Genomic DNA, 26,465 nt, shown 5'->3' on the forward strand with positions numbered 1-26,465 from the left:
CATGTAGAGTACTAATTTTGTACTCTTTATCTTGGCAAGTGTACTATTTTATTACTTATGTTTATTCACTTAAGTTTGCAAAGAAGTTTTTTGTTAAGTCTACTACTACTGAATCATTTTTTCCTGGGATTTTCATTCCCTCTTTATTAGCTGCATCTACTATATCTGAAAGCGGCTCATATTTTAATAAGTTTACTTTTAATGCTTTTCCTTCTTCTGTAGCAACCTTCATCTCATTTCTAACTTTAGAAAGATCATTTTGCATTTTATAAACCTTACCATCTCTTGCTATGCTACTAATACCTAGAACTAATGCAATACAAGACACTTGTAATATATTTTTTACAGTAGCCTTTTTCGCTTGTCTTTCTTTTTTTTGTGACTCTCTTTGTTTTCTCTCCTGATTTTCTTTCTCTATTCTTTTGTCTATTTCATCATATTTTCTCTTTGGATTTAATGCTGTATTACCCCTTATATAATCATATTCTCTATCAACCATTTTATTACATCTCCTCTGCATTTTACTTAATTTTTTTAAATTCTTTCTATAACCCTCAACTTAGCACTTCTACTTCTTGGATTTTCTTCTACTTCATTTTTTGTAGGCTCTATAGCCTTTCTACTTATTAGTTTCACTTTAGCTTTTCCACCACAAACACAAATTGGAAACTCCTTAGGACAGGTACATGAAGTAGCTAGTTCCTTGAACTTAACTTTAACTATTCTATCTTCTAAGGAGTGGAATGTTATTATTGCCATTCTTCCCCCTTTATTTAATCTATTTACTCCATCTTCAATAGCCTTATTTAATATAGATAATTCACTGTTCACTTCTATCCTTATCGCTTGAAAAGTCCTTTTAGCAGGATGTGGTCCTTCTCTTCTAGCCTTTGCAGGTATAGCAGCTTTTATTATTTCTACTAATTCCAAAGTTGTTTCTATAGGCTTATTTTGTCTGTTTTCTACTATGAATTTAGCAATTCTTTTTGCAAATTTTTCTTCACCATAATCTCTAATTATCCTATATATCTCTTCTTCTTCATATTCATTTATAACTTCATATGCAGATAGTGAGTTTTCTCTATTCATTCTCATATCTAAAGGAGCATCTTGCATGTAACTAAAGCCCCTATCCCCCTCATCTAATTGATAAGAAGAAACTCCTAAATCCATAAGCATACCATCAATTTTTTCAATATCTAAATTATTTAATATAGAATCAATATTATAAAAATTACTATGGACAAACTTTACATTTTTAAAACTTTGTAACCTTTCACCAGCTGCTTTTAATGCATCTTTATCCTGATCTACTCCAATCAAAGTTCCACTTTCTGATAAATTTTTTAATATTTCTAAAGAATGTCCTCCACCGCCAAGTGTTCCATCCACATATATTCCATCTTCTTTAATATTTAATCCCTCTATGCACTCATTCAAAAGTACAGAAACATGTTTAAAATCCATAATCTTACTCCTTATATTCCTAAATCGCTCATTTTTTCAGCAATAGAATCATAATCTATATCCGACTCATTGTATTCTTGCCACTTTTCCTTGCTCCAAATTTCAACCCTAGTCAATACTCCTATACTTACTATTTCCTTTTCTATATTCGCATATTCCTTTAAATTTTGAGGAATTAAACCTCTTCCTTGTTTATCTACTTCAATTTCGCAGGCTCCTGAAAAAAAGAATCTTACGAATGCTCGTGCATCTCTATTTGTAAGTGGTAAAGATTTTAATTTTAATTCAAGAGCTTTCCATTCTTCCATAGGATAAGCATAAAGACATCCATCTAAGCCTTTTGTAATAACAAAATTATTACCAAGCCCATCTCTCAGCTTTGCAGGGACTATCATTCTATTCTTAGCATCTATCGCGTGTTGATATTCTCCTATAAACATCTTTACCCCTACCTTTTATAAATTTGCTCCACTTTTAACCACTTTTAACCACTTTATACTATTATTTTATAGAATTTTAAGCAAATCTTCAAGGCTTATTTGATTTTTTAAGAATTTTATTTACATAATTAATAAAAAGTTATAAAATTTGGTGCAATAAAAAAAGACTGATATTACTCAGTCTTTTCTATAAGATATAATTAAACATTAAATCTAAAGTTAACTACATCTCCATCTTTCATAACATATTCTTTACCTTCTAATCTGTAAAGTCCTTTTTCTTTAGCAGCTGCTTCTGATCCACATTCAACTAAATCATCATATGAAACTATTTCAGCTCTAATAAATCCTCTTTCTATATCTGAATGTATCTTACCAGCTGCTTGTGGTGCCTTTGTGCCTTCTTTAATAGTCCAAGCTCTTACTTCTTGAACTCCTGCTGTTAAATAACTTATTAATCCTAATAGTTTATAACTACCTTTTATAAGCTGATCTAAACCTGACTCTGTTAAGCCATATTCACTTAACATTTCTTGCTTCTCATCTTCCTCCAAACCTGATAATTCTTCTTCTAATTTTGCACAAACAACTACAACCTCTGAGTTTTCACTTTCAGCATGGGCTCTCACTTTTTGAACATATTCATTATTTGTGTTTCCTTCCATCATATCATCTTCTGATATATTACATGCATAAAGAACCGGTTTTGAAGTTATTAAGAATAATCCTTTTATTAATTCTTCTTCTTCTTCAGTAACTTCTAATGTTCTTATTGGTAAGTTTTGTTCTAAATGTGCTTTAACTTTTTCCATTAATGCATATTCTTCTTTTGCCTTTTTATCTCCAGACCTTACTTGCTTAATTGATCTTTCCATTCTTCTTTCTAAAACTTCTAGATCAGCAAATATAAGCTCTAAGTTTATAGTTTCTATATCTCTTATTGGATCTACTGAACCTTCTACATGAACAACATTTCCATCATCAAAACATCTCACTACATGTACTATGGCAGAAACTTCTCTTATATGGGATAAAAATTTATTTCCTAAGCCTTCACCTTTTGAAGCTCCCTTTACTAAACCTGCTATATCGTAAAACTCAACTGCAGTATAGACTTTCTTCTTAGTATTATACATCTTTTCTAAAACATCTAATCTTTTATCTGGTACACTAACTACTCCAACATTTGGTTCTATAGTACAAAAAGGATAGTTTGCTGACTCCGCTCCAGCTTTTGTAATTGCATTAAATAAAGTACTTTTACCTACATTTGGTAAACCAACTATTCCTAAATTCATCTATGTACATTCCTTTCTTATCTTAATCATATCTTTAAAATTATACTCTACAATATTAATAATTTCAACATTTAAAGAAATATAGAAAGGCAATTAATAGCATTTATACATTGTATTTCTATGTGTAAAAGAATTATTTTAGATAAAAATAAGATTATATATAAGTTGTAATAAAGATTATACATTTATTAAAGAATATTATCTTTAATGTATTACAAATAAAGCTAATATTATAACAACTTATATAAAAATTTGGCTGTGTTAGAGAGAAATGTCTAACAGAGCGAAAAATTTAAATATATATAAGTAAAAAGGTGGTGAAATAATGAAAAAATTTAATGTATTTACAGCTTCATTAATAACTTTAATTCTTATTTTCACATCTTCTCTTACAAATGCAAATGTACTTGTTTCTGATGATTTAGAACTAAATTGGTACTTTGTTAATAGAGAAAAAGGAAAAACCCCTGAGCCTCCAAAAGAATCAGTAGCTTTCTTTAGTGAACTTGGCGCTTATTATGTAGGTGATACAAACTCAAAAGTATTGTATTTAACATTTGATGAGGGTTATGAAAATGGAAACACTCCAAAAATTTTAGATATTTTGAAAGATGAACAAGTTCCTGCTGCATTTTTTGTAGTTAAGCCATATGTAAAGGAGCATCCTGAAATAGTCAAAAGAATGGTAGAGGAAGGACACTTAGTATGTAATCATACCTCTCATCATCCATCAATGGCTAGTATATTAGATAATGATAAATTTAATAAAGAATTTACTGAAGTTGAAGAGGAATTTAAGACCTTAACATCTCAAGATATGCCTAAATTCTTTAGGCCTCCTATGGGTAAATACTCTAAAAATTCTTTAAAGAAAACACAGGGCTTAGGATATAAAACTATATTTTGGAGTTTCGCTTATAAAGATTGGCTTGTAGATAATCAACCTGAAGAATCTGCTGCAATAAAGAAAATATTAAATGGAGCCCATCCAGGATCTATAATGTTATTACATGCAGTTTCAAATACAAATACTAAAATATTAAAGGATGTTATTAAAGAACTTAAATCTGAAGGATATGAATTTAAATCATTAAATGAACTACCCTAAAAAAATATAGTCTCTAAAGAGACTATATTTTTTTAGGGTATATAATATTTTCAACACTATTTATTAAATTACGTTTTTTTATGTATGATTCATTTATTATTGATTTACATTTATTTTCTATTTCCTCACAAATATCTTCATCTCTTAAAAAATTTAAATTCACTTTAACATTAAGTACCGAACTCTCTATTGCAGAATGTAATAAAATTGTTGCTACACCAGCATCTGAAATTAAGTTTTTATTACCATACTTAATTGCAAATTCAATATTATCATAGAATTTAATACATTCTTCTGCTAAAGAAAGCGGAGTTTCCATTGCTTTAAAAGTATTTTTCTTTATCTTCTCTTCTCTAAATTTAAGTTCTACCTCTGTTTCTTTAGGCAATTTATAGCTATTCATAAGATTTAAAAAATCTTCTCTATCACTTTCCATAAAACTTTGAGCACTTTTCGTAAATTTTTCTGCTTCCTCTTGTAAATTTATCATCATATTCTTTTCTTCATCATTTAGCTTTTCAAAGACTTTTTTACCTACTGTCAATGAATAGACCATTGAATTCAAGCTAGATGCTAAAGCTGCAACTAAGGCTGCAGTACTTCCACCTCCTGGTGAAGGAGCATTAGAAGATAATTCACTTATAAATTTATCTATACTATAATCTTTAAATAACATATTTATCCTCTCTCATTTAATACTAAATTGTAAACTTCTATTATTTCATTAGTTATTTTTTCCTTAGAAAATTTAGCTATACACATATTTCTAATTTTATTTGAGTTGTAATTTTCTATGTTATCTCTAACATATTCCATAGCCTTTCCTAATTCATCAATATCATCTACCTTAACTATTTGCCCATTATTACTATCTATAATATCCTCAGCACCACCATTATAAGTTCCTATAATAGGTTTACCTGATGCAAGTGCTTCTATATAAACCACTCCAAAAGTTTCATATTTTGATGCTAAAACAAAGGAATCACAAGAACTCATATATTCCGAAACCTCTTCTCTAGATAAAGCTCCTACAAAATCAACTTGATTTCTTATTCCTAAATCCTCACATAGCTTAATTAAATATTCTTTTTGGCTTCCATCTCCACCTATAATAAGTTTAGATGAAGTTTCTTTAAAATATTTATTAAAAGCCTTTATAAGAATATCCATTCCTTTTTCACCTTCTAGAAAAGCTAAAGAAAAAAAAGTAAAATCTTTATTTTTAGCTTTTTTTATATGAAAATTCTCTACAGGTATTAAGTTATGTATAACCCCTATATCTTTTCTACCAGAAAACTTAGAAATTTCTTGCTTTAATCCATTTCCTACCGCTATAAGTTTATCTGCTTCAACATAAGATTTTTTTATTAAAGGTTTATAACTTTCCTTTATGTAAATAGCTTTTTCCAATGAAGAATGTTCTGTTATTATTAAAGGTATATTATATTTTTTTGAAATATAATTCGCACTTATTCCAGCCCAAAAAGAAGATTGACAATGTATTATATCTATCTTTCCCTCTTTTTTTATTATTTCTTCATATAACTTTTCTAGCCTTTTATTAAATATTTTAAACATCATAGGATTTTTAGGTAGAAAATTATAATTCTTATATCTATAGGTTTTTAGCCCTTCTTCAATATTATAATTTAATCCTATTTTTTCTTTAACCTTAAAAGCCAAAGTCAAAGGCCAAATTTCATTATAAGCTACAGTAATTTTTATACCTCTATTTTGTAATGCTAATGCTTGTTCTTTAAAAAAACTTCCATGCACAGGGTTTCTTTTATTATGATACCATGATGGTATAAACATAACATGCATAACTACTCCCCCTTTAAAATAGAATTTAATTTTTTAGATATATTTTCCCACTCATATTCTGTAATTGGATTAGACTTTTTACCTTCTAATATTTTATTGGATAACTCTATAAGCCCATCAAATATTTCCTCTAATCTGTTTAATGAAACTTCACACTTTTCTAAACCACTTACCACATCTATTATAGGATCATTTTCGTCTCCTAAAACTACCAATATATATCCATCACATCCAAAATAATCATATATCTTAGCAGGTATTTGTTTTGATTTTTTATTTCCAAATAGAAGTAAAACATCTGCATTTACCATATAACCTAAGGCTTCTCTATAAGGAATCCTATTTGAAACTGTAACATTACTTATTTGACATAGCTCATTTTTAATTTTCTCATCGTCTATATTTCCAAAGAAAAGTATATTTAACTTTTCATAAAGTTCTATATTTTCTATACTTAATCTTCTCATCGCTTCCATAAAGGGCTTTATATCCCTAAGCTTAGAAAAAATTTCTCCAGTATAAATAATATTTATTTTTTTATTATCAATCAGTAAAGGTCTTTCATTTATTTTTATATCATTATAAACTTTCTCATCATATCCCCTAGTTATTATATAAGTATCTTCCTTTTTAATACTATATGTGTCCATATAATCATCTCTATTAGCATTAGTTACAAAAATAAACTTATCTGCTAAAGCAACAATATTTTTCTCATATCCTTCTTCAAAGTTTCTTCTTATTGAGCTAGATCCTTCTCTAGTAGAATCCTTAAGCCAAGGATCGCTCCAATAAGTTATCCATTTTAAATTAGGATATTTTTTCTTAATCTTGTATGCACAAATGTGACTTGATGGTGGTTCATGCATAGAAAACATAACATCAAAGTTTTCTTTCTCCATTAATTTTATTCCGTATTCACTTGCTTTAAATGCCCAATACAAATACATATCTGGAACTGCAAATATTTTTTTCACTCTTCTTAAAGCACTTTTAATTTTAACTTTGCTCACATTTTTCTTAATGGTACTTCCTTCTTGAGCTTTTTTAGGCATAATTAGCTCAAATATCTTGCCTCCTGATATTATATGTAAGTTAATTCTTTTATCTAGCATTTTAAAAATATATTCATCATAATAAACTGAATTTACAGGAAAGTTTACAGTTAATAAGTGAATCTCGTTTTCTTCAATTTTTGCTAAATTATTTAAATATTGAAGAGTTTCTATAGATGCTGAATTATTTATTAATGGCGAATAACATGCAATAAATAATATTTTCATTTTATTAAACTAAACCTCCCTTCTAACTTTTCCTTTTATCATGCTTAAAGCTTCATTAAGTTCTTCTATTTGTAGTAACTTACATATTACTACAAAGAAAACTGCTCCAACTATTCCATCTAATAAAATAATTGCAAAAGAATTCTCCAATTTAAATAAATTATTCATAAAATACAATGCTACTAGCATTAAAGTTGAGCTTAACGTTACTTTAATTATTTTTATAATCATATCTTTTACATCAAATTTTCCAATTATTTTCTTAGTTGAATTTAATAAGAGTATTGCTATTAATCCAGATGAAATAGATGTTGCTATAGCTATACCTAAAACGCCTATATATTTTGATAGTATTATGCTTAAAATAATATTTATTACAACACCAATAACTCCATTTATCGTTGTTACCTTTGTCTTTTTCATAGAAAATAAAGAGGAATTCAATATATCTCTTATTCCTGCAAAGGGTAGTTGTATTGAATATCCTAAAAGAGCCATAGATGTTATAATAACAGCTCCTGAATCAAATTTTCCTCTTGCATAAAAGGCTACAACTATTTCTTTTCTTAGAAATAACATACCAAAAGTAATAGGAATTAAAAATAAACATATAATTACGATAGACTTAGTTAAATATTTAATAAATCCCTCTTTGTCTCCAGAGTTCAACCTATTTGCCATTAACGGATAAACCACTGATACTATTGAAGTTGTTATAGCAGTATTAGCAAATTGGACTATTCTTTGTGAATATTCTAAAGATGCCATACTTCCTGTACTTAATCCAGAAGCTAAACTTTTATCCACTAGCATATTTATTGAATTTGCTCCCGCTCCAATTATAACCGGAATTATTAAAATCATCATAGTCTTTAGTTTTTCATCTTTTAAATCTATATATAATTTAAATTTATATCCTTGCTTATATAGAGAAGGAATTTGAACTAATACTCTTAGTAGATTTCCTAAAACATTAGCTATTGTAAGACCAATAATACTTACTTCACCAAAAAAAGCTAAATATACAATTATAGGAAGATTAAAAAATAGCCCTAACAATGATGGCACTATAAAATCTTCACATACTTGTAATATTGAAGCGAAGCATGCATTAACACATAGTAATACTATATTTATTAAAGTTATTCTCGTTAAAAATATGGTTAAATCCATTTGTTCTTTTGTAAATTTAGGAACAAATACATTAACTATATCCTTTGTAAATATTAATCCCAATAATACTATAAATAATGATGCTATACCTAAAATAGTAACAACATTATTTGAAAATTTAAACATTTCATCCTTATTCTTATTATGTCTTATTTCACTTAGCATCGGTATAAATGTAGTTGATATTGCAAGACCAACTATCATAAAAACTGATTCAGGTATTGCAACTGATGCAACGTATATATCGTATGGTCCTCCAACTCCAAAATGATATGCCGCAAGCATATCTCTACCAAATCCTATTATTCTACTTAATATAGTCATAGTCATAACTATAAAAGTTGCTTTAAATATCTTATTTTTGCTCATACATCACCTTTTTATTTTTAAATACTAATAATAAAAATTTAGGAATACTTACAAGCCTCTTTATTCTCCAAGGCTCTTTTGCAACTCTATAAAGCCATTCTAATCCAAGTTTTATCATCCATTTAGGAGCTCTATTAACTTTTTCTGCAATTACATCAAAGCTTCCTCCAACCCCCATAAATATTTTGCATGGTAACTCATCCATATATTTAACTATAAATTTCTCTTGCCTTGGACATCCCATTGCAACAAAAATAGCATATGGCTTTTTTTCTTTTATTTCGTTTAATATCTCATCAGAATTATTAATATCAAAAAATCCATTTCTATATCCTACTATATTTATATTTGGATATTTAACCATTAAATTTGCAACACAAGCTTTAATATTTTCATCAGATGTTCCTAAAAGATATATTCCTTTATCTTCTCTTTCACATCTTTTTATTATTTCCTTCATTAAATCTATTCCTGCAATTTTTTCTTTAACAGGAGTTTTTAAACGCTTGGCTGCAATTTGCAATCCAACACCATCAGGTATTATAAATGATTTATTAGATTTAAAATTATTTAATAATTCCTCATTGTATAATCCTGTGTATAACACCTCGGGATTTCCTGATATAATATGCACCTTATTAAATTTATCTATATATTTTAAAGCATCTATTAAGGTGTTTTTATAAACTTTATATCCCAAGACATCAATAAAATTATTATCTTTCATTTCTTCTCCTCAATAATATATTTATTAAAATTATTTATAAATATAATACCATATTTATCTACTTTACTAAAGAAATAAATTGTATATATAAATTTGGGAGTTTAATATTTAAACTCCCAATTCAACTTTATTTATTTAACATTTTCTCTAAATCTTTTACTACTTCATCTTCTGGATTTAACTTTTTAGCTATATTTAAATGTAACTTAGCTTCCTCTAAATTATTTAAATTAACATAGCACATAACTATATTAGTACATACTTCTACTTCTTTAGTAACCTCAAATGCCTTTTTAAAATATCTTATTGCGCTTTGGAAATCATTAATACATGCATAATTTATTCCAAGTTCAACTACCACTTCATATATGCCACTTTCTTTTTGTAAGCTTTCATTTAAATAATATATAGCTTTTTCATAATTTTCTATTTTTCTATATGCAACTCCTAAATAGTAATAAATTAATGGATTTTTCTCAAACTTTTCTACCAATTTTAAAAGAAGTTCTATTGTTTTGCTAGGATTATCATTTAAATGCTCTATAGCAATTTCATAATTGGAAACGTTAGTAATATCATCAATAACTATCTTTATATTTTCTGTTACTTCTCCACCCTTATTTAAATACTCGTTTATTGAAACCTTTGCTCCTTTGAAATCTCCATCATCTTTTAATATTAAAGCCTTATAAAGATAAGCCTCTGGAACTTTCAACAAATTAGTCTCACAATATTCAATATCCTGTAATAACATTTCTTTAAAAGTACTATCCTTTTCTCTTATATTTTCCCCAACTAATAATAGTTTCTTCATAATATCAATATCTTTTGAATATCTGTAAAAACCTTTTAATAATAAGTAAGCATCTATCATTAAATCATCTTTTATTTTTTTGGAAACTATACTTTTTATACAATTCTCTGTATCTTTTATATAAGTTAATATTGTTTCATAATCTTCATTAAACTTCAGATTTTCATCTGCTCCTAAGGCAAAAAACATTCCTTCTATAAAGTAATATATAGGTAAATTTTTTATTTTAATTTCATTATTTACATTTGATGTTATGTAATCTGGGGATATAGGTAAATATAAATCTTTATTTTTAAAAGTTACATAACTAGGAATATTTATACTTTCTTTAAATCCTTCTTTATTCATTTCTAAAAATAGTAATTTACCTAACTTTTCTTTAAATGCTGCATTATAATCCAATACAGATCCCTCCTTAAAAATAACTTTATTATAAATGATAATCTCCCATTATAATCAATATACTTATTTTTTATTTTTATATATTGAAAAATATATAAATGTAAGAAATAAATTTATAAAATTTTATAATTATTTGCATGACAAAAAAACCTTAAATAGCTTTTTAAAAATTTAAAGGTTTATAGCTTTTAAAGTTTATTAATTAAAACTATACGCCTTTAAAATTGACTTTTTAGATATATTTGCTAATACTCTCATTTTCCTCTGCATTGTTATTAAAATAACTCACACATACCCATTTATCTCTTGTAATAATACTTTCAATATTACTTATTCTATATTCCCAACTCTAAATATCATTGCAAGTCTACATGATAATTCTAATTATATTTTTCTTTTCATAATTTTACAAGACAATTTTCTATAAAAACAAGTAATTATATCTTTTTAAAGCCCCTTCTCTTACGTCGCTATTACCATCATATTCTTTAACCAATTTATCTATATAAATTTTAGAACAATTTAATAATTCAATTAGCTTCTTCATTTAATAGATGCTGAACATATGTTTTAGCAAAAACTCCACATCTTGCTACTATAGAATAAATTACACTATACTCTTTCGCCAATTCATTCGATCCAATTGTATCAACCTTTAAAAGAGATGCCATTTGACCAGTAAAGTCCCCAAAGCTGAGCTGGTGGCTTGATTAAGTCTTATAAAGGCATACATTCGCTTTGATAATTTCCACACCATTTCTTTTGCATATTTCCCTTAACATCTTACCTGTTTCAACTTTGTACTTTCCATATATTATCTGTCTTCTATACTTTGACGCAAATACTATATGATATCGGCATCTCCATTTTGTCTACTGGTATAGCCAGTGGTTATCAAAACAAAAAAGTCATATTTTGAGTACATTCTCAAAATATGACCTTTATATTATTTGTTAAAAAGTAACATTAGCACTAGGGTATAATGTTGTTCCTCCAATTGTAACTTTTATTTCATTTGTTAAAGGAACATTTTGTTCATTAATTATATTTCTCCAGCCTTCCCATGCTAGTCCAGTTAATTCCCAAGCTAATATCTTTATATTTTTAGCATTAGCTGGCAATGGTATTACTGTATTAAAATGAGCAGTTTTATTTTTATCGTTTCCTTCCCATTCTTTATGTGTTAATATCTCTTTTCCATTTTCATCATAAGAAACTTCATCCCATGATACTTCAAATTGTGCAACATACGCTCCATAATGATCTAAAATAATTTTACCTTTTGAATATTCTGTAGAAGTAGTTTCTACATAATCTGTTTTATTATGAACAGCTGCAACTGAATTATCTCTTAAGAAAACACTTGTATAAGAAATCGGATATCCCGGATTTCTAGTACTAAACACTGCATTATTTTTAATTACATTTCTTACTTCATCAAAATCCTTAGTAATAATCTTATTATGCTCACTTGAGTCACCACCTAAAACTACAGCTGTAAAAGAACTATCATCATATATATCTTTATATTGATTGTTAGTATTAATACTACCATCTTTTAGTAATGCCTTAAAAGCCGCTTGTACATCTTTACTCTTTGAATTTGTTTCTAACTTTACATAAATAGTTCTACCGTAGGCTACATTTGATACCATAACTGGTGGTGCTTGATTACTTACACCTTTTCGTGTTAATTCATTAAATGTAACGCTCTCATCAAAAAGATCTGAAGGATTATTTGGTAATTCTGCACTTACAGTATAAAATATTTGCTTATATGCTGCTACCATAACCTTCTTTTCACCATTACTAACTGCATCGAAATCGATTCCAAGAGAATTGTTAAGTACATTGGCGTTTACATTAAGAGCACTAGCTATTTGAGATTTACTATAGACCATAGACTCTGAATACTGTGTTCTAGCTGGTAATGTATGTGAATTTGAATACTTATTGTTCCATAAAGAAACTAAATCATCAATAGCTCCAGATACATTTCCATAAGTTGGATTGTTAACAGTGGTTATTTTCTCTTTTCCCATACCTGGTAAATCTATACTTATGTTTAATGGTTTTCTTTTAGCAGTTAATAAATTAGGTTTATTATCTACAAAATCACCATTAACAAGTTGTAATGCACCTGGGTATGTTCTATCTGTTACTGAGTCAATAATTGAAATGTCTACAGGAGATGTTGTTATTGATTTTTTATTTCTCTCTACAACTATAAATTTATCATTTGAAAATAGGCCTTCTTTTGGAACAAAGCTTTCTACCCTATCTCCATTAGAGGCTAAAACTTCATATTTGTTGTAGTCTAAATTTGATATCCCTAAATCGATATCACTAGCATTATCATTCTTAGCTACTAGATTTGTGTCTATCGCTTTTACAGGATAAGATACAATACTTAAACTAAAAATTGCGCAAAGTAGTAACATTTTTTTATTAATTTGTTTTAAGAATTCCATCTTTCATTTCCCCCTTAAAATATTAAAAATTCATCTCCTTTGTCTTAATTTTAACAATTTTCTTTATTAAAATAAATAGTTTTTTAGAAATTTTTACATTTGCTAACAATAATACTGTTCATTTACCATTTTTGAATTTTTTATGAATTTTTTTATATATCTTCATAATTTTCTCTGCATTATTTACCATTATTTTACTGTTATTTTGTTTATATTATTTATTTAATACAATTTCAAATTAAATTTTTTAAATTTGAAATGATATTTATTAATATAATTTATATTAACTAGAAAAAATGAGTATAATAGTTAAAAATTTATTCTCCAATAGTATGTAATAAATTATCTTTATTAAATAAAAAATTAACAATTATTGAGAAATTCAATAAAATTAATCATCTATTTTTAAAAAGTATGTACTATCCCATTATTTCATCTTTTAACAGATATAATAACTATTAAAACACATAAAGACCTAGAAGCGAAATAACACCTCTAAGTCTTTGATATTATTTTATATAATCCCATTAATATTTTTTATTAGTACCATCCTAAATAAAAACTATATTGCTATTATATTAAACTTTAAGCATCTATCTTCATTGGCCTTTAATAAATATTCTTCATGAGGTGTTGCCCCCCAACTATCATCTCCACCTACCCCTGTTTGTTTTGATGATACTTTTATAACAGTATTGTAGACTTTCGGCAATTCATAGTGATGATTTGCATTATCTAGTTCATGAGGTGTAAATGGCAATGCACTAAAATCTAATGAATCTCCAAATATCTTTACTCCATGGCCTTTGTTATCAGTAATTTTAGCCCACCTAACCCCTGTTCTATTACCGCACTCTTGTGGTACAACATACTTTGACACATTATCACTAACCTTTATTTTATAAACATCGAGTCTTGCTCCTTTATTTCTATCTTGATAATTCTCATCTGCTCCATACCCATAATATTCTAAGTTGTCATATAAACATGGAATCTTAAATATCATTCCAAAGTCAAGCATATTAGGTAAATTTTCAGTTCCCTTATATTCTAATTCAACCTCTATTTTTCCATCACCATAAACAACATAAGTAAGCTTACAGTTAGTGGTTGGTATTGTCGGTAACTCATAAGTATATGATATACTTGCATTATAATCACTAATTTTTGTTTCTATATCTATTATATTTTGATATAAACTAGCACCTTTCCACATAGATGATTTAAATCCCATCTTACTACCGTTATCATTATCTGTTATAGCTCTCCAAAAATTCGGTTTAGGAATTGAACTTATAAGCTCTACATCTCTATGTTTATAAGAAATCAACCCACCATATGCCTTTGAGAACATTATCTGGAAGTATTCTCCCTTTACTCCAAAATTAAATTCACAATTACTTACTACTATTTTTTCTAATTTATTCTCTTCTTCTTGTTCAACATTATAAACACATTGACCATAAGCCACTTCATGCCCTTTATTTGCCCATAATGTATCTTCTTTTAAAACTATAGATACATTAACAATATATTCACCTTTCTCCTTAGCTTTGCTTATAGGTAATTGAATTTTCTTTTCTTCTTGTGGTGATAATTCTACTTCTAAATAGCCTTCTTCTTTTACTTCACCATTTTTTAATAATGAATACTTTAATTTATACTTGCTCATATCAATAAATAAATTATTATTTTTTATAACAGCAGATGTTTCCTCTACATTTACCATGAAGCTTTGGTAATTATATTTAACCTCTTGCATTTTAGGTGAGACCTTTCTATCTGCATATACTATTCCATTGGTGCAAAAATTATAATCTGTTGGTCTATCTCCAAAATCTCCACCAAAAGCAATATATTCTTTTCCATATATATCTTTTGTTAATATTCCTTGATCTATATAATCCCAAATAAATCCACCTTGATACATTAGATATTTTTCTGAAAGATCTGTGTATTTGTGCATACCGCCATTTGAATTTCCCATGGAATGTGTATATTCACATAATATAAAAGGCTTTTTAGGATTATCATTTAAATACTTTTCTATATCCCAAACCTTAGCATACATCCTGCTTTCCATATCACTTGTATCATTAAATCTTCTATCTTGAAATACTCCCTCATAATGAACTAACCTTGAATCATCTCTTTCTTTAAAAAGCTGAGACATTTTATATATATTTTCTCCACCAAAGGACTCATTACCACAGGACCAAATTAATATTGATGGATGATTCTTATCCCTTTCAAGCATTGCACTAGCTCTAGAAAGAACAGCTTCTAGCCATTGACTTTTCCCATCTGGAATAACATTTACATAATCTATTCTACCAATGTTTTGCCAAGTTCCATGAGTTTCTAAATTTGCTTCATCAATTAAATATAAACCATACTCATCACACAATTCATAGAAATAACTGTTATTTGGATAATGTGATGTTCTTACTGCATTAATATTATTTTGCTTAATAGTTTTAACATCATAAAGCATTTCTTCTTTAGATATATTTCTTCCATTATACATACTAAATTCATGTCTATTTACACCTTTAAAAACTATTCTTCTTCCATTAATATGCATAATATTATTTATTATTTTAAACTCTCTAAACCCAACTTTTTCAGTTACAACTTCTACTATTTCATTATTATCATCAAGAATTTCAATTATTAAATTATATAAATTAGGCTTTTCAGCACTCCATAATTTTATATTGTTTACTTCAAATTTTATTTCTAAATTGCAGTCTTCTTTAGATTTATCTATATTCTTACCTATATTTATAATATTTTCAGAATTTATTAAAGAAGTTGCATCTTTAGAATCTATTAAAGATAATCTTAATGACCCTTTTAATCCGCCTAAAATATCTAATTGTATATTAAGATCACTATCCTTATAATTATTTTTTAGACTTGTCTTTATGAACATATCTCTTATATGAGTTTTAGGTATTGTATAAAGATATACATCTCTAAAAATTCCTGAAAACCTCCAAAAATCTTGATCTTCTAGCCAACTACCTGTACTAAATTTTACTACCATTACAGCAAGTCTATTTTTACCTTCTTTTATATATGGTGTTAAATCAAATTCAGCTGGAGTAAAACTATCTTCACTATATCCAACAAACTCTCCATTAAGCCATATATAAAAAGCTGACTCTACCCCTTGAAAGGATATATAAATAGGTTTATCTTTCCATTCATTATTAATATAAAAATCCTTTGCATATCTACCAACAGGATTAAAGTCCTTTGGTATTTGTGGAGGTATAAGATTCTCATGTCCATCCCAAGGATACATTGTATTTACATAATGAGGTTTACCATACCCTTGTAATTGAATATGCCCTGGAACCTCTATAGTATCCCAGTTATCAACCCTAAAATCTTCTTTATAGAAGTCCTTTTGCATATTATATAGATTGTTCGCATAATTAAACTTCCAGCTTCCATTTAATGAAGATTTCATATATGTTTTATTAGAAGTAGCTTCCTCCATATTTTTAAAATATTTGTGATCAGAATGATATTTCATTCTATTCACTTGAAAAATTTCTGGATCCTCTAACCATTCCAAATCAAAGTTATTCATAATATCCCCCTTTATCTCAACTTGCAATTTTCTATACTTTCATAAGTCTTTTATTAAATTCTAATAAATTTATCCCATTAAAAGAATGATTTTTATTAGTATTTTTTGATATATATTAACTTTTACTAATGTTGTAATCTTCTCCAATCTGTATATTAATTTATTATTAATATTTCTATTAAGAAAAGAGACCTTCTTACAAAGTAAATATAAGAAGATCCCTTTTATTATTTGCCCTAATTACTAAAAACTTTAAACTTTTTACTCACTTATTTTCTTTCTATCTTTTCTCTTAACAAAGAATAATAAGCCTACTCCAACTATAGCTAAAGCTAAAATAACTAAATTGCTACTATTAACTCCACCAGTATTAGGAAGTGATCCACTTGGTTTTCCTCCATTTGATGGCTTTCCTCCATTTGTTGGTTTTCCTCCTTGCTCTTTGTCGTCGTCTGATGGTTTGTTTCCTTCACCAGGCTTATTGTTTCCACCCTTTTCTTCTAAATTAGCTAAAGCTAATTCTAAAGACTTAGTTGCAGAATCAATTTCTTTTTCAGTAGCTTCTTCATTAGCAAATATAGTTCTTGCATTTGCTAAAGCCTTATCTAAAGATTTTAAACTCTTATTAGTATATTTATTTCTATCAATATTTTCTACTTTATTGATTAGATCTTCTAACATATCTTTATTTGGTTTTAATCTTAACGCTAGGAATGCTCTCATTAAGTTATCATAAGTTTCATTTACTTCTTCCACCATAGCATTTTCGTCAGCCATAACTTTGTTTGCAGCTTCTAAAGCTGTTTGTAACTTAACCCAAGTAGAAGAGATAAATTCATTTTCTGATAATGTAGCTATTTTATCCATTAAAGCTTGTAACGCTGCTTTATCACCTTTTTTGAATGATAACATCTGCATAGCCTTACTTAATCTATCAAAGGAATTATCTACTTTAGTTTGAGTAACTTTTTCATTACCTAATATTCCCTTAGCTTCTTCTAAAGCAGCCTTGAATTCTTCCACTACAGCTGGGACAACATCCTTAAGTTCTTCTTCAGTTACTTCTTCAGCAACTTCTACAGCTATTTCTAAATGCTTTTTGTAAACTGGCTTTTCTATAATGCTATTATTAAATATATCGATACTCTTATTTAATTCAACTATAGCCTCATTTAATTGCTTATCTTTTGCTCCTTCACCTTCTAAAACAGCTTGTGCTAATTTTATAGCTTCCTCTAAAGCATCCTTTGCAGATTGTGGATATTGACCATTTTCATTACCTATTTCAGCATTTTCCAATGTATCAGAAGCTTCCTTTATAGCATTGCTTAAATCAACTTTGATGTCTTTACCTACATTCAACTCCCCAATTGTTGCAAATCCATTCTTACCTTCCAAAGCAATAAGCTTAACATATTTTGCTTCAGTAGTTTCAAACCTTGCAACCTTTAGCCCTTTATTAGCAACCCAGTCTCCTTCTGCAACCTTAGTATAATTTTCACCATCCATACTTGTATAAATTTCATACTTTGTAATAACTCCATTATCTTGACCTTGTCTTGGTACAACCGTTACTTTATTAATATTATAAGTATCCCCTAAATCAAGAGTAATTGAATGTGGTAATACTGCTGGCTTACCTGACCACTTGCTGTGCCAGAAAGTCTCATTATCTCCATCGATAGCATTACTTACTGGTGCCCATTCTCCACTAGTTTCTTCACTTGAAGCAGTAACTTTCATGCCTGATTGAGGTATTAAACTTATATCATCTGATTGATCAATAGATGCTTCTGGATCTATATCACCTTTTGGTATTTCAATATATTCACCTACTCCAAGATCTTCTACTACAAGATCATCAATTACTAAATCTGACTGTCCACCTAATACAATTGTTCCAATCCATAAGTTACCTGATTCTGGTGCTGTAAACTCAACAATATAATCCTTAGGTGTATCAGCAAAGTCAAAGCTTTGCATTGAAAGTTGATTTTTACCATCACCAATTACAAAAGCATAGTCTCCTTTTATTGCATTTTCATACTTGAATGAAACTTTATAATTTCTTCCTGGGGTAAATCTTAATGTTTGTGGTATTGTTTGATATAATAATCCACCTGACTCTTTGTGTGCCTTTAAGGAATAATGTCCATTTATGACATCATCAATTTCTTTTCCATTCCATCCCTTTTGAGTATAAGGTGCATGTAACTCTGATAAATGTGTTCTTGGATCATTTGTTCCACCAGCTGGACCTTTTACAAATGGATATAATCCATGTTGAACATTCTCAAAATCTTGAGTGAAATACACATTATTAGGATTTGCAAATCTTTCTGTCTTAGTAACCCTAACATCATCAAATACAACAGTCCCTGATCCATCATTTACTTCTAAATAAAGTGTAGCATTATCTTTCCCTTCCGGAACATCAAAAACTACTGACATTCTTTGCATATAACTTCCATGCTTCGAATCTGCAGCAATGTAATTTTTAGCAAATGATATGTCTGCATAATTGGAAACATCAGCATTACCATAATCTTTAACACCTATAGTTGCTTTACGATCTCCAATTACTTCTACAGCTACAGAAGCTTCATAAGTTCCTGGTTCTAATCCTGTAAGCTTTTGACTTACTACTGAAGTATTCTCACCAGAAGTTTTTAACTCATAATTTCCTCTATCATTTCTTACTATAGATAAATCCTTACCTTCTGCATTCCAACCATCTAATGTTGAACTTTCAAATCCAGGATTCTTAACTATTCCACCTTGTCCCCAATCATTAATTACCTTTGGTGCTACTTCACCTTTATCAATAACATATGGTACATTGGCCTCTGCATTAATAGTAATTTGATTGTTATTAACAATTATATTTCCAGCTTCTACACGTCCTGTATCTGTTAATTTATATAATTTAACAGTGCTTAATCCTGCCCAACTATTTGGTAATGTCCAAGTAGTGCTTCCACCTTCACTATTCCAATGATATAACTTAGTTTCCTCCTTAGGATCCCAAGGTAATAAGTAGCTATTACCATCTAAAATTGTAATACCATCTTTAAACATAACTCTTGTACCAGTTTTATTTGATACAGTTATGTTGTTTTCAAAATTAATAGTATCCTCTGTCCATTTTATTATTGGGAAGTGTTGCATATATTTTGTTGGTAGATTAGTATCGAAAGTCATTTTAATAGTATTATCAAAATTTGTTCTTCCTACCCATCCTTCATAATCATCCATCTCGGTTCCACCTAAAAGTGGATGTCTTACAATCCAAGAATCCTTTTGATGATTTCTAATAAATCTTGCAATATTACTACTATAACCTTTCATATCTTGGCCACCATACTTATAATCTACTGACCAATGATACCATGTAGAATCATTCTCTAATACATAAGGAAATTCTGTAGTTAGATTCCAACCTAATGAATTTACTTCTTTAGCAAATCTTCTTGCATCGAATCCTTGCTCAAAGAATGCATCAGCATAAATAAAATCTAAATTAGGTACTGCCTCTTCTAATACCTTTAATCTCTCTAACCTGTTATTTTCTGATGCTTCTTTTCTCATTTTTTCTTTATTAAAGTCATAAGAAGCATCTAACCAGTCCCATCCTAGTTTCTTAATATCTATAACATCCTCTGAGAAATTCTTTGCTTCTGGATTTGCTCCTGTAGCTGATATATGAACACCAAAGTATCCACCATATTTATGCCCTTCATTAACTAAGGTATTTAAATCCTCAACCCCACCTTGTCTCTCTCCAATGTGGTTACCATAATCTAAGTGAGCTTGGTCATGTCCTTCTGCTTGATATCCTTTAAGTTCTACCCATTGTCCTAATCCATCTGTTGCAAGATACATTTTCTTAGTTTCATCAAGAGTCTTTAAAAATGGATTTGTAGCTTGACTTGCAAAGTTAAATGGAATACGCATAACAACTAAATCTGGAACATCTTCTGAACGGAATGGAACATTCATAATTTCACGGAATGCTACAGCTCCATCTTGCCAATCAACAATACTATCTTTATTAGCATCTTCTGTTATTATAACTTTAACCACTGGCATTTCTTTCATTATATTGTCTTCCGCTAATGTAGTTGGCATATTTTCAGCTCTATAAACCCATGAACTACTCCAAAGTGATGTTTGAGTATAATCACCAGTATTTGTTGTTTGCTTTCTTATTCTATCATTATCATTATCTGAACTATAATCTGAATAAGCATTTGTCCAAATAGCTCCTGAAAGTTCATCTGTGTTTAACATACCATATAAATAATTCGTAGGAGTCTTAGATACAGCACTTTTATCTGTAACAGTTTCAAAAACGTCACCTGTACCATTTACTTTATTATTCATACGAGAACCAGCAAACTTTGCTCCTGGTTGTGTACTACGAACTGATAATAAGTTTTGATTAGCAAATTCTATACTCTTTACTTTATCAGTTCCATTTTCCTGAACTTCTATAATATTCATAGTAAATATATTTTTATCAACTGTAAATTTTGTTTTTATAACAACATTAATTTCATTAATAGTAAGTGTATATTCTCCTAGATTTGTATATTCTACTTTAGGAGTATATTCTTTTCCATTAATAAGCACTTTATCTGAAGAGTACTCTGTTCCATACATTATTTTACCGTCTTTTTCATATTTCTCTACATTAGGGAAATCCTTATCTATTGTTACCTTCATATCTCCTGATGAAAGAACATCAGTGTCAGTTATCGGTCTCCCATTAGTAACACCACCACCTGGATTACTTGCTACATCTGAATATTTAATATTATCTATAAGCATTGTTTTACTATTGTACCACGATCTCAAGCCTATCTTCCCAGCTTCAGTTGGAAATTTTTTCAAAGAATCTACTGAGAATGTATCAATATTAAATATTTCTGTGCCATCAAGGAACATTGTGATTTTTGTTCCTACATATTTCACCTTCATTGTATATTGTTTATCTGCTTCTAATTTTGGACCCGGTATACCATCCTTCCAACCAGTTGGACACTCAATTAACCATGTCCCATCTGTATTGTTATATCCAGCAAATGCCCATGAGTCTTTAGATGTATATCTAAAGATTGATCCTACTCTACTGGCATCTCCTTGCAGTGTAATTTGAAATTCATATTCTCCATTTGCTTTAGCTGGTGAATTTTCATCTACTATAATATTATCTCCATTATTCTTAAAAACTAAGTTTCCACCTACCACAGATAACGGTTCTTTTGGTGTACCTTTAGCAGGTTTCCATCCACCTACATTACCATCATCAAAATTCTGAGTATAAGTATTAAGTTCTTCTGCAAATACTGATAATGTTGATATCGGTATAATTTGAGTAACTATAAATGCTACCACTAATCCAAGTATCCTTACCCTTTTAAATATTTTTTTTGATTTTTTTTGCACTAAAAACACGTATAATATTATACTATCACTATATTGATAATATCTTATCCTTGTTCATAAAGGTTAGCTAAACCTTTACAGTTCTCTTATGAACTTCTCATGCTTTCACATGAGTCCAGACTATATCACCTACCTAAACATAATTTATAACTAATCTTAAACTATGTTTAGGTAGCCACCCACTTCCACTACCAATAACTTATAGTGTACGGTATTTCTACCTAGTCGTTGAACCTTATCCTATTCAGATCTTGGCTGCTGATTATCCATTATTAAAACACTTAGGATTTAACCATATGTCATCCAACTAATTTTTTTTACTTTCGTAACCTTCACACTCACCCTTATTTCATAATCATGTTGTGGTTTAGTTAGCTTTAGGAACTTCCAGCAATTAGAGTGGTTTTCTATGCAAATTTCTTTACATAGGGGGCATTTAGTTAAAATTTCATTACCCCTTTAATTTATCCTAATATACAAAAAGAGTATTTAATAATTAATTCACCTCCTATCGATACTCTTTTTAATTTTTAGCAAATCCAACATACTCCAAAATTATTTTAATTAAGTTTTTAACACATATTAACTTTATATAATATCCCATAATCTGAATTAATTAACATTGATATTTTAAAATAATGCTGAATCATCTTTAAATCTAAGAGGATTCAGCTTAAAATAATTTTTCTTTAATTACTCCTTTACCGCTCCAGCTGCAACACCGCTAAAAATATATTTTTGGAATATAAAATATATTACTACTGTTGGAATCATAACAACTATTGTTGCCGCACTTAACTTAGGCATAGAAGATGTCTGAGGATTCTGTACATAATTAAACAGTAAAGTACTTAATGTACGGTGCTCTACCCCTGGCATATATAGGAAAGGAATATACATGTCATTTAAAACATCAACAGCCTTAAGTATGCCAAGTGTTGCTGTTGCTGGAATAACCATAGGGAATATTATTTTCCAATATATAGTAAAATATGATGCCCCATCAATCATAGCACTTTCGTCTATAGAAAGAGGTATCTGCTCTAAAAATTGATTATAAATGTATATTTGCATTAAATCAGCGCCTATATATATAAATATTGGTGCAAGTAGCGTATTATAAAGTTTTAAATCTGTCATTATTCCAAATCTAGATATTTCAGTAACAGTACCTGGTATTATTAAACCTATCAAAAACATAGCATAATATACTTTTTTCAATTTAAAATCAAACCTAGTTAAACAATATGCCACCATAGTACTTAAAAGAGAGTTTATTATTACAGTAACTATTACTAATATAGTTGAATTTTTCAATGCAACAAAAACTTGACCATTTTTAAAAACATCCTTGTAATTATCAAGCATTAAACTTGTAGGAGGTTTAATAGCTGATTCTGACCCTATTTGAGATAGAGTTTTAAATGATGCAAAGAATGTAACTAGCATTGGCATAATTACTATTACTGCAATAAAAATAAATATCATAAATTTTAATACATCACCACTTTGAATTGACTTCTTCTTTTTTATTTTTTTAGTCTTTTTTTCAATTGAAGTGTTAGTACTATTTTTTTTCTCCAAATTAGCTTCCATTAATATCACCCCTTCAATTTAAGTAGTTTCTTCTGAACAACTGAAATCACTATAATAATCATCATTAAAATTACAGCCATAGCTGATGCCTTTCCAAAACTTGAATATTGAAAAGCTGTTTTAATAGTCTCTATTGTAAATGTACTACTAGCATTTCCAGGTCCTCCACTAGTCATAACATATGGAATATCAAATATCATCAAAGCTCCTCTTACATTTAAGAATAATATTATTTCAACAACGCCTTTAATATTTGGTAATACTATATGATAAAACTGTTTAAAGCTACTTGCTCCATCAATAAGAGAAGCTTCTACCATATCAGTTGGTAATGACTGAAATGCTGCTAAAAATAATATTATATGAATCCCTGAAAATTTCCATAATGAAACTATAGCAAGGGACATATTAACTATTTTAGGATCACTTAGCCATGAAACCTCATTCATATGTAAAAATTGTAGAAAACTATTTAACACTCCATTCTCTGAACTATATAAGAATGAGAACATACATGCAACAGCAACACCATTAATTACATATGGTAAAAATACAATGGTTTTAAAAGCCTTACAACCTCTAACTCTATTATCTAATAAGAATGCAATAAAAAGTTCTACTGGTATGAATAATAAGTGGAAAATGAAATAAACCCCATTATTTTTTAACGAAGACCAGATTTCTGGAGAATCAAAAAATATTTTTCTAAAATTATCTAATCCAACAAAATTTTTTGTATCGCTTAATCCATTCCAATTTGTAAAACTCAATCCCATTAATTTTACTAATGGAAATAACATAAATACTATCATTAATATTGTAGGTATAACTAAAAAACTAAATAATAACTTATTCTTTTGTGCATCTTTTCTATTAATTGCTAGCACAATACCCCTCCAATCTTATTTGTAAAAAAAGAATAAAGTATCCAAAGGTACCTTATTCTTCTTAAATTTAACTACTAGTTAGCAGCTTTTGCTTTCTTCCATTGGGCATTTAAGTCATCTACCATTGAATCAAATGATGTACCTGCAGCCATTTTTTGTCCTATAGCTTTAACATCGAATTTCATTGCATTCATAACATTGTTATAGGCATCATCATAGAAAACTGTTACTGGCTTTACATCTATTCCTTTAAAAGCTTGTTCAAAGAATTCATTTTTGTACTCTAAGCCTTTAACTGTAGGTTTTACCCCTTGTGAAGCCATTAAATCAACATAGTAATCACTTGCGAAGAACCACTCAAGGAATTCTTTTCCTGCTTCTTGATTCTTAGAAGTCTTAGGAATTCCCCACATAAATTCAGTTGATGCAGTTGTATAGAATGGATCAGAAGTAGTATTTCTTGTTGGTAATAGGAATACTCCTATGTTTTCATCCTTCCCGCCAGCTTGGTTGTATTGATCTTTATACCAAGAACCAGATGCTATCATTGCTCCTTCTCCAGCTGCAAACATTGCTCCTGCTTGATCCCATCCATATCCCAATGCATCATTTCCACATACTTTAGCATCATATAATTTTTGTATTTTATTATATGATGTGTTAAATGGTGTTCCTTTTGAAAATGGTGCATCTTCTGTAGCCATTTTGTTGTAAATTTGGCCATCACCAGCTTCTAGCATAGGCATATATTCGTTAAATGGATAATCTACCCATGAATCTTTAAGACCTAATAAAAGTGGTGTATATTTGCCTCCAGCTTTTATAGTTTCAGCTACTTTAATAAATTCATCCCAAGTTTTAGGAATTTCTATATTGTACTCTTTGAAAATATTCTTATTGTAATATACAAATTCATTAAATACAGCTTGTGGAATACCTATAACATTTCCATTAATCATTGTTTCCTTAGCATATATATTGTTTTCAACTGCCTTTAAATCATTTAAAGGCACCATGGTATCTGCATATAATGATAAGTTTGCTTGTCTTACTGGGAATACATCTGGCAATTCTCCTGCTGTATTTCTAATTTTCATTGTATTGTCATATTCTGTTTTAGCAATTAGTTCAACTTCAATATTAACATTTGGATGATCCTTTTTATAAGCTTCTGCTAATTTCTTTGTTTCTGTCATATACTTATAATCGCCTTCACCCCAAGTTGCAAGTTTTAATGTAACTTCCTTTTTTGAATTAGGACTATTTTTAGAACATCCAACTGTAGCTAAACCAAATATGCTTACTCCTGCAACCATAAAACATATTTTTCTTTTTAAGCCTTTACTTAACATATTATCTCCCCCTTAATTCTTTATACCCTATTGTAAACATTAAAATAAACCTACTAAATGCTTACAATTATATTTTAAACATTTAGTAAGTTTATTTTAATGATATTATTTAACTGTTTTTTGATTTATATTACCTTCGTTTAAATTACATTATTTACATATAGTAGAACAATGATATTTATTAATTTTTTTTTGATTTATA

18 protein-coding genes and 1 pseudogene are annotated in these 26,465 nt (G+C 28.6%); 1 reads left to right on the plus strand and 18 read right to left on the minus strand.

Features of this window, described 5'->3' with window-relative positions; genetic code table 11:
- Positions 1 to 61: 61 nt before the first annotated feature.
- The 4 genes from ACZJV1_RS11035 to ychF form a co-directional block, all read right to left on the minus strand.
- Complete coding sequence (locus tag ACZJV1_RS11035; protein WP_463650158.1) at positions 62 to 499, minus strand: cell division protein FtsL; 438 nt, start codon at positions 497 to 499, stop codon at positions 62 to 64.
- 35 nt (positions 500 to 534) lie between these two features.
- The gene (gene rsmH, locus ACZJV1_RS11040; protein WP_463650159.1) at positions 535 to 1,467 is read right to left on the minus strand and encodes a 16S rRNA (cytosine(1402)-N(4))-methyltransferase RsmH; all 933 of its coding nucleotides are present in this window, start codon (positions 1,465 to 1,467) and stop codon (positions 535 to 537) included.
- 11 nt (positions 1,468 to 1,478) lie between these two features.
- The gene (gene mraZ / locus ACZJV1_RS11045; protein WP_411167959.1) at positions 1,479 to 1,907 is read right to left on the minus strand and encodes a division/cell wall cluster transcriptional repressor MraZ; all 429 of its coding nucleotides are present in this window, start codon (positions 1,905 to 1,907) and stop codon (positions 1,479 to 1,481) included.
- 200 nt (positions 1,908 to 2,107) lie between these two features.
- Positions 2,108 to 3,205, minus strand: a complete 1,098-nt coding sequence (gene ychF, locus ACZJV1_RS11050) for a redox-regulated ATPase YchF (RefSeq protein WP_460287388.1) — start codon at positions 3,203 to 3,205, stop codon at positions 2,108 to 2,110.
- Positions 3,206 to 3,530: 325 nt separating this feature from the next.
- Here ychF and pdaA point away from each other — a divergent pair, with 325 nt between their 5' ends.
- The gene (pdaA, locus tag ACZJV1_RS11055; RefSeq protein ID WP_460287389.1) at positions 3,531 to 4,313 is read left to right on the plus strand and encodes a delta-lactam-biosynthetic de-N-acetylase; all 783 of its coding nucleotides are present in this window, start codon (positions 3,531 to 3,533) and stop codon (positions 4,311 to 4,313) included.
- Positions 4,314 to 4,335: 22 nt separating this feature from the next.
- Here the strand turns inward: pdaA and ACZJV1_RS11060 are convergent, their stop codons facing one another.
- The 14 genes and pseudogenes from ACZJV1_RS11060 to ACZJV1_RS11125 all read right to left on the minus strand — a co-directional run bounded on the left by ACZJV1_RS11060 (position 4,336) and on the right by ACZJV1_RS11125 (position 26,263).
- Positions 4,336 to 4,989, minus strand: coding sequence for a cyclodeaminase/cyclohydrolase family protein (locus tag ACZJV1_RS11060; RefSeq protein WP_460287391.1), 654 nt, complete (start codon positions 4,987 to 4,989; stop codon positions 4,336 to 4,338).
- A gap of 2 nt (positions 4,990 to 4,991) precedes the next feature.
- Positions 4,992 to 6,140, minus strand: a complete 1,149-nt coding sequence (locus tag ACZJV1_RS11065) for a glycosyltransferase (protein WP_460287392.1) — start codon at positions 6,138 to 6,140, stop codon at positions 4,992 to 4,994.
- Between the two features lie 2 nt (positions 6,141 to 6,142).
- Entirely contained in the window at positions 6,143 to 7,423 is a 1,281-nt protein-coding gene (locus tag ACZJV1_RS11070; protein WP_460287394.1) for a glycosyltransferase, read from the minus strand.
- A 9-nt stretch (positions 7,424 to 7,432) separates the two neighbouring features.
- Positions 7,433 to 8,965: a murein biosynthesis integral membrane protein MurJ gene (gene murJ / locus ACZJV1_RS11075; RefSeq protein ID WP_460287395.1), complete on the minus strand. Its 1,533-nt coding sequence runs from the start codon at positions 8,963 to 8,965 to the stop codon at positions 7,433 to 7,435.
- On the minus strand, positions 8,952 to 9,692 hold the full coding sequence (locus tag ACZJV1_RS11080) for a WecB/TagA/CpsF family glycosyltransferase (protein ID WP_463650160.1): 741 nt from the start codon (positions 9,690 to 9,692) through the stop codon (positions 8,952 to 8,954). Before ACZJV1_RS11080 ends, murJ begins: the two co-directional genes overlap by 14 nt.
- Positions 9,693 to 9,819: 127 nt before the next feature.
- Positions 9,820 to 10,908: a tetratricopeptide repeat protein gene (locus ACZJV1_RS11085; protein ID WP_460287397.1), complete on the minus strand. Its 1,089-nt coding sequence runs from the start codon at positions 10,906 to 10,908 to the stop codon at positions 9,820 to 9,822.
- 530 nt (positions 10,909 to 11,438) lie between these two features.
- Positions 11,439 to 11,579, minus strand: coding sequence for a hypothetical protein (locus ACZJV1_RS11090; protein ID WP_411167969.1), 141 nt, complete (start codon positions 11,577 to 11,579; stop codon positions 11,439 to 11,441).
- Between the two features lie 54 nt (positions 11,580 to 11,633).
- A pseudogene (locus tag ACZJV1_RS11095) lies at positions 11,634 to 11,780 on the minus strand (transposase); the annotation flags it as partial.
- A gap of 81 nt (positions 11,781 to 11,861) precedes the next feature.
- Positions 11,862 to 13,379, minus strand: coding sequence for a thiol-activated cytolysin family protein (locus ACZJV1_RS11100; protein WP_460287398.1), 1,518 nt, complete (start codon positions 13,377 to 13,379; stop codon positions 11,862 to 11,864).
- A gap of 562 nt (positions 13,380 to 13,941) precedes the next feature.
- Positions 13,942 to 16,980 carry a beta-galactosidase, LacZ type gene (lacZ, locus tag ACZJV1_RS11105; protein WP_463650161.1) on the minus strand — a complete coding sequence of 1,013 codons (3,039 nt, stop codon included), beginning with the start codon at positions 16,978 to 16,980 and terminating at the stop codon, positions 13,942 to 13,944.
- Positions 16,981 to 17,241: 261 nt separating this feature from the next.
- A complete protein-coding gene (locus tag ACZJV1_RS11110; protein ID WP_463650162.1) occupies positions 17,242 to 22,377 on the minus strand; it encodes an endo-alpha-N-acetylgalactosaminidase family protein in 5,136 nt (1,711 codons plus the stop codon).
- A gap of 744 nt (positions 22,378 to 23,121) precedes the next feature.
- Positions 23,122 to 24,024 carry a carbohydrate ABC transporter permease gene (locus tag ACZJV1_RS11115; protein ID WP_463650163.1) on the minus strand — a complete coding sequence of 301 codons (903 nt, stop codon included), beginning with the start codon at positions 24,022 to 24,024 and terminating at the stop codon, positions 23,122 to 23,124.
- Positions 24,025 to 24,029: 5 nt separating this feature from the next.
- Positions 24,030 to 24,911, minus strand: coding sequence for a carbohydrate ABC transporter permease (locus tag ACZJV1_RS11120; RefSeq protein WP_460287405.1), 882 nt, complete (start codon positions 24,909 to 24,911; stop codon positions 24,030 to 24,032).
- Positions 24,912 to 24,985: 74 nt separating this feature from the next.
- The gene (locus ACZJV1_RS11125) at positions 24,986 to 26,263 is read right to left on the minus strand and encodes an ABC transporter substrate-binding protein (RefSeq protein ID WP_460287407.1); all 1,278 of its coding nucleotides are present in this window, start codon (positions 26,261 to 26,263) and stop codon (positions 24,986 to 24,988) included.
- Positions 26,264 to 26,465 lie beyond the last annotated feature (202 nt).

This window comes from Clostridium sp. LS3 (assembly GCF_055330225.1).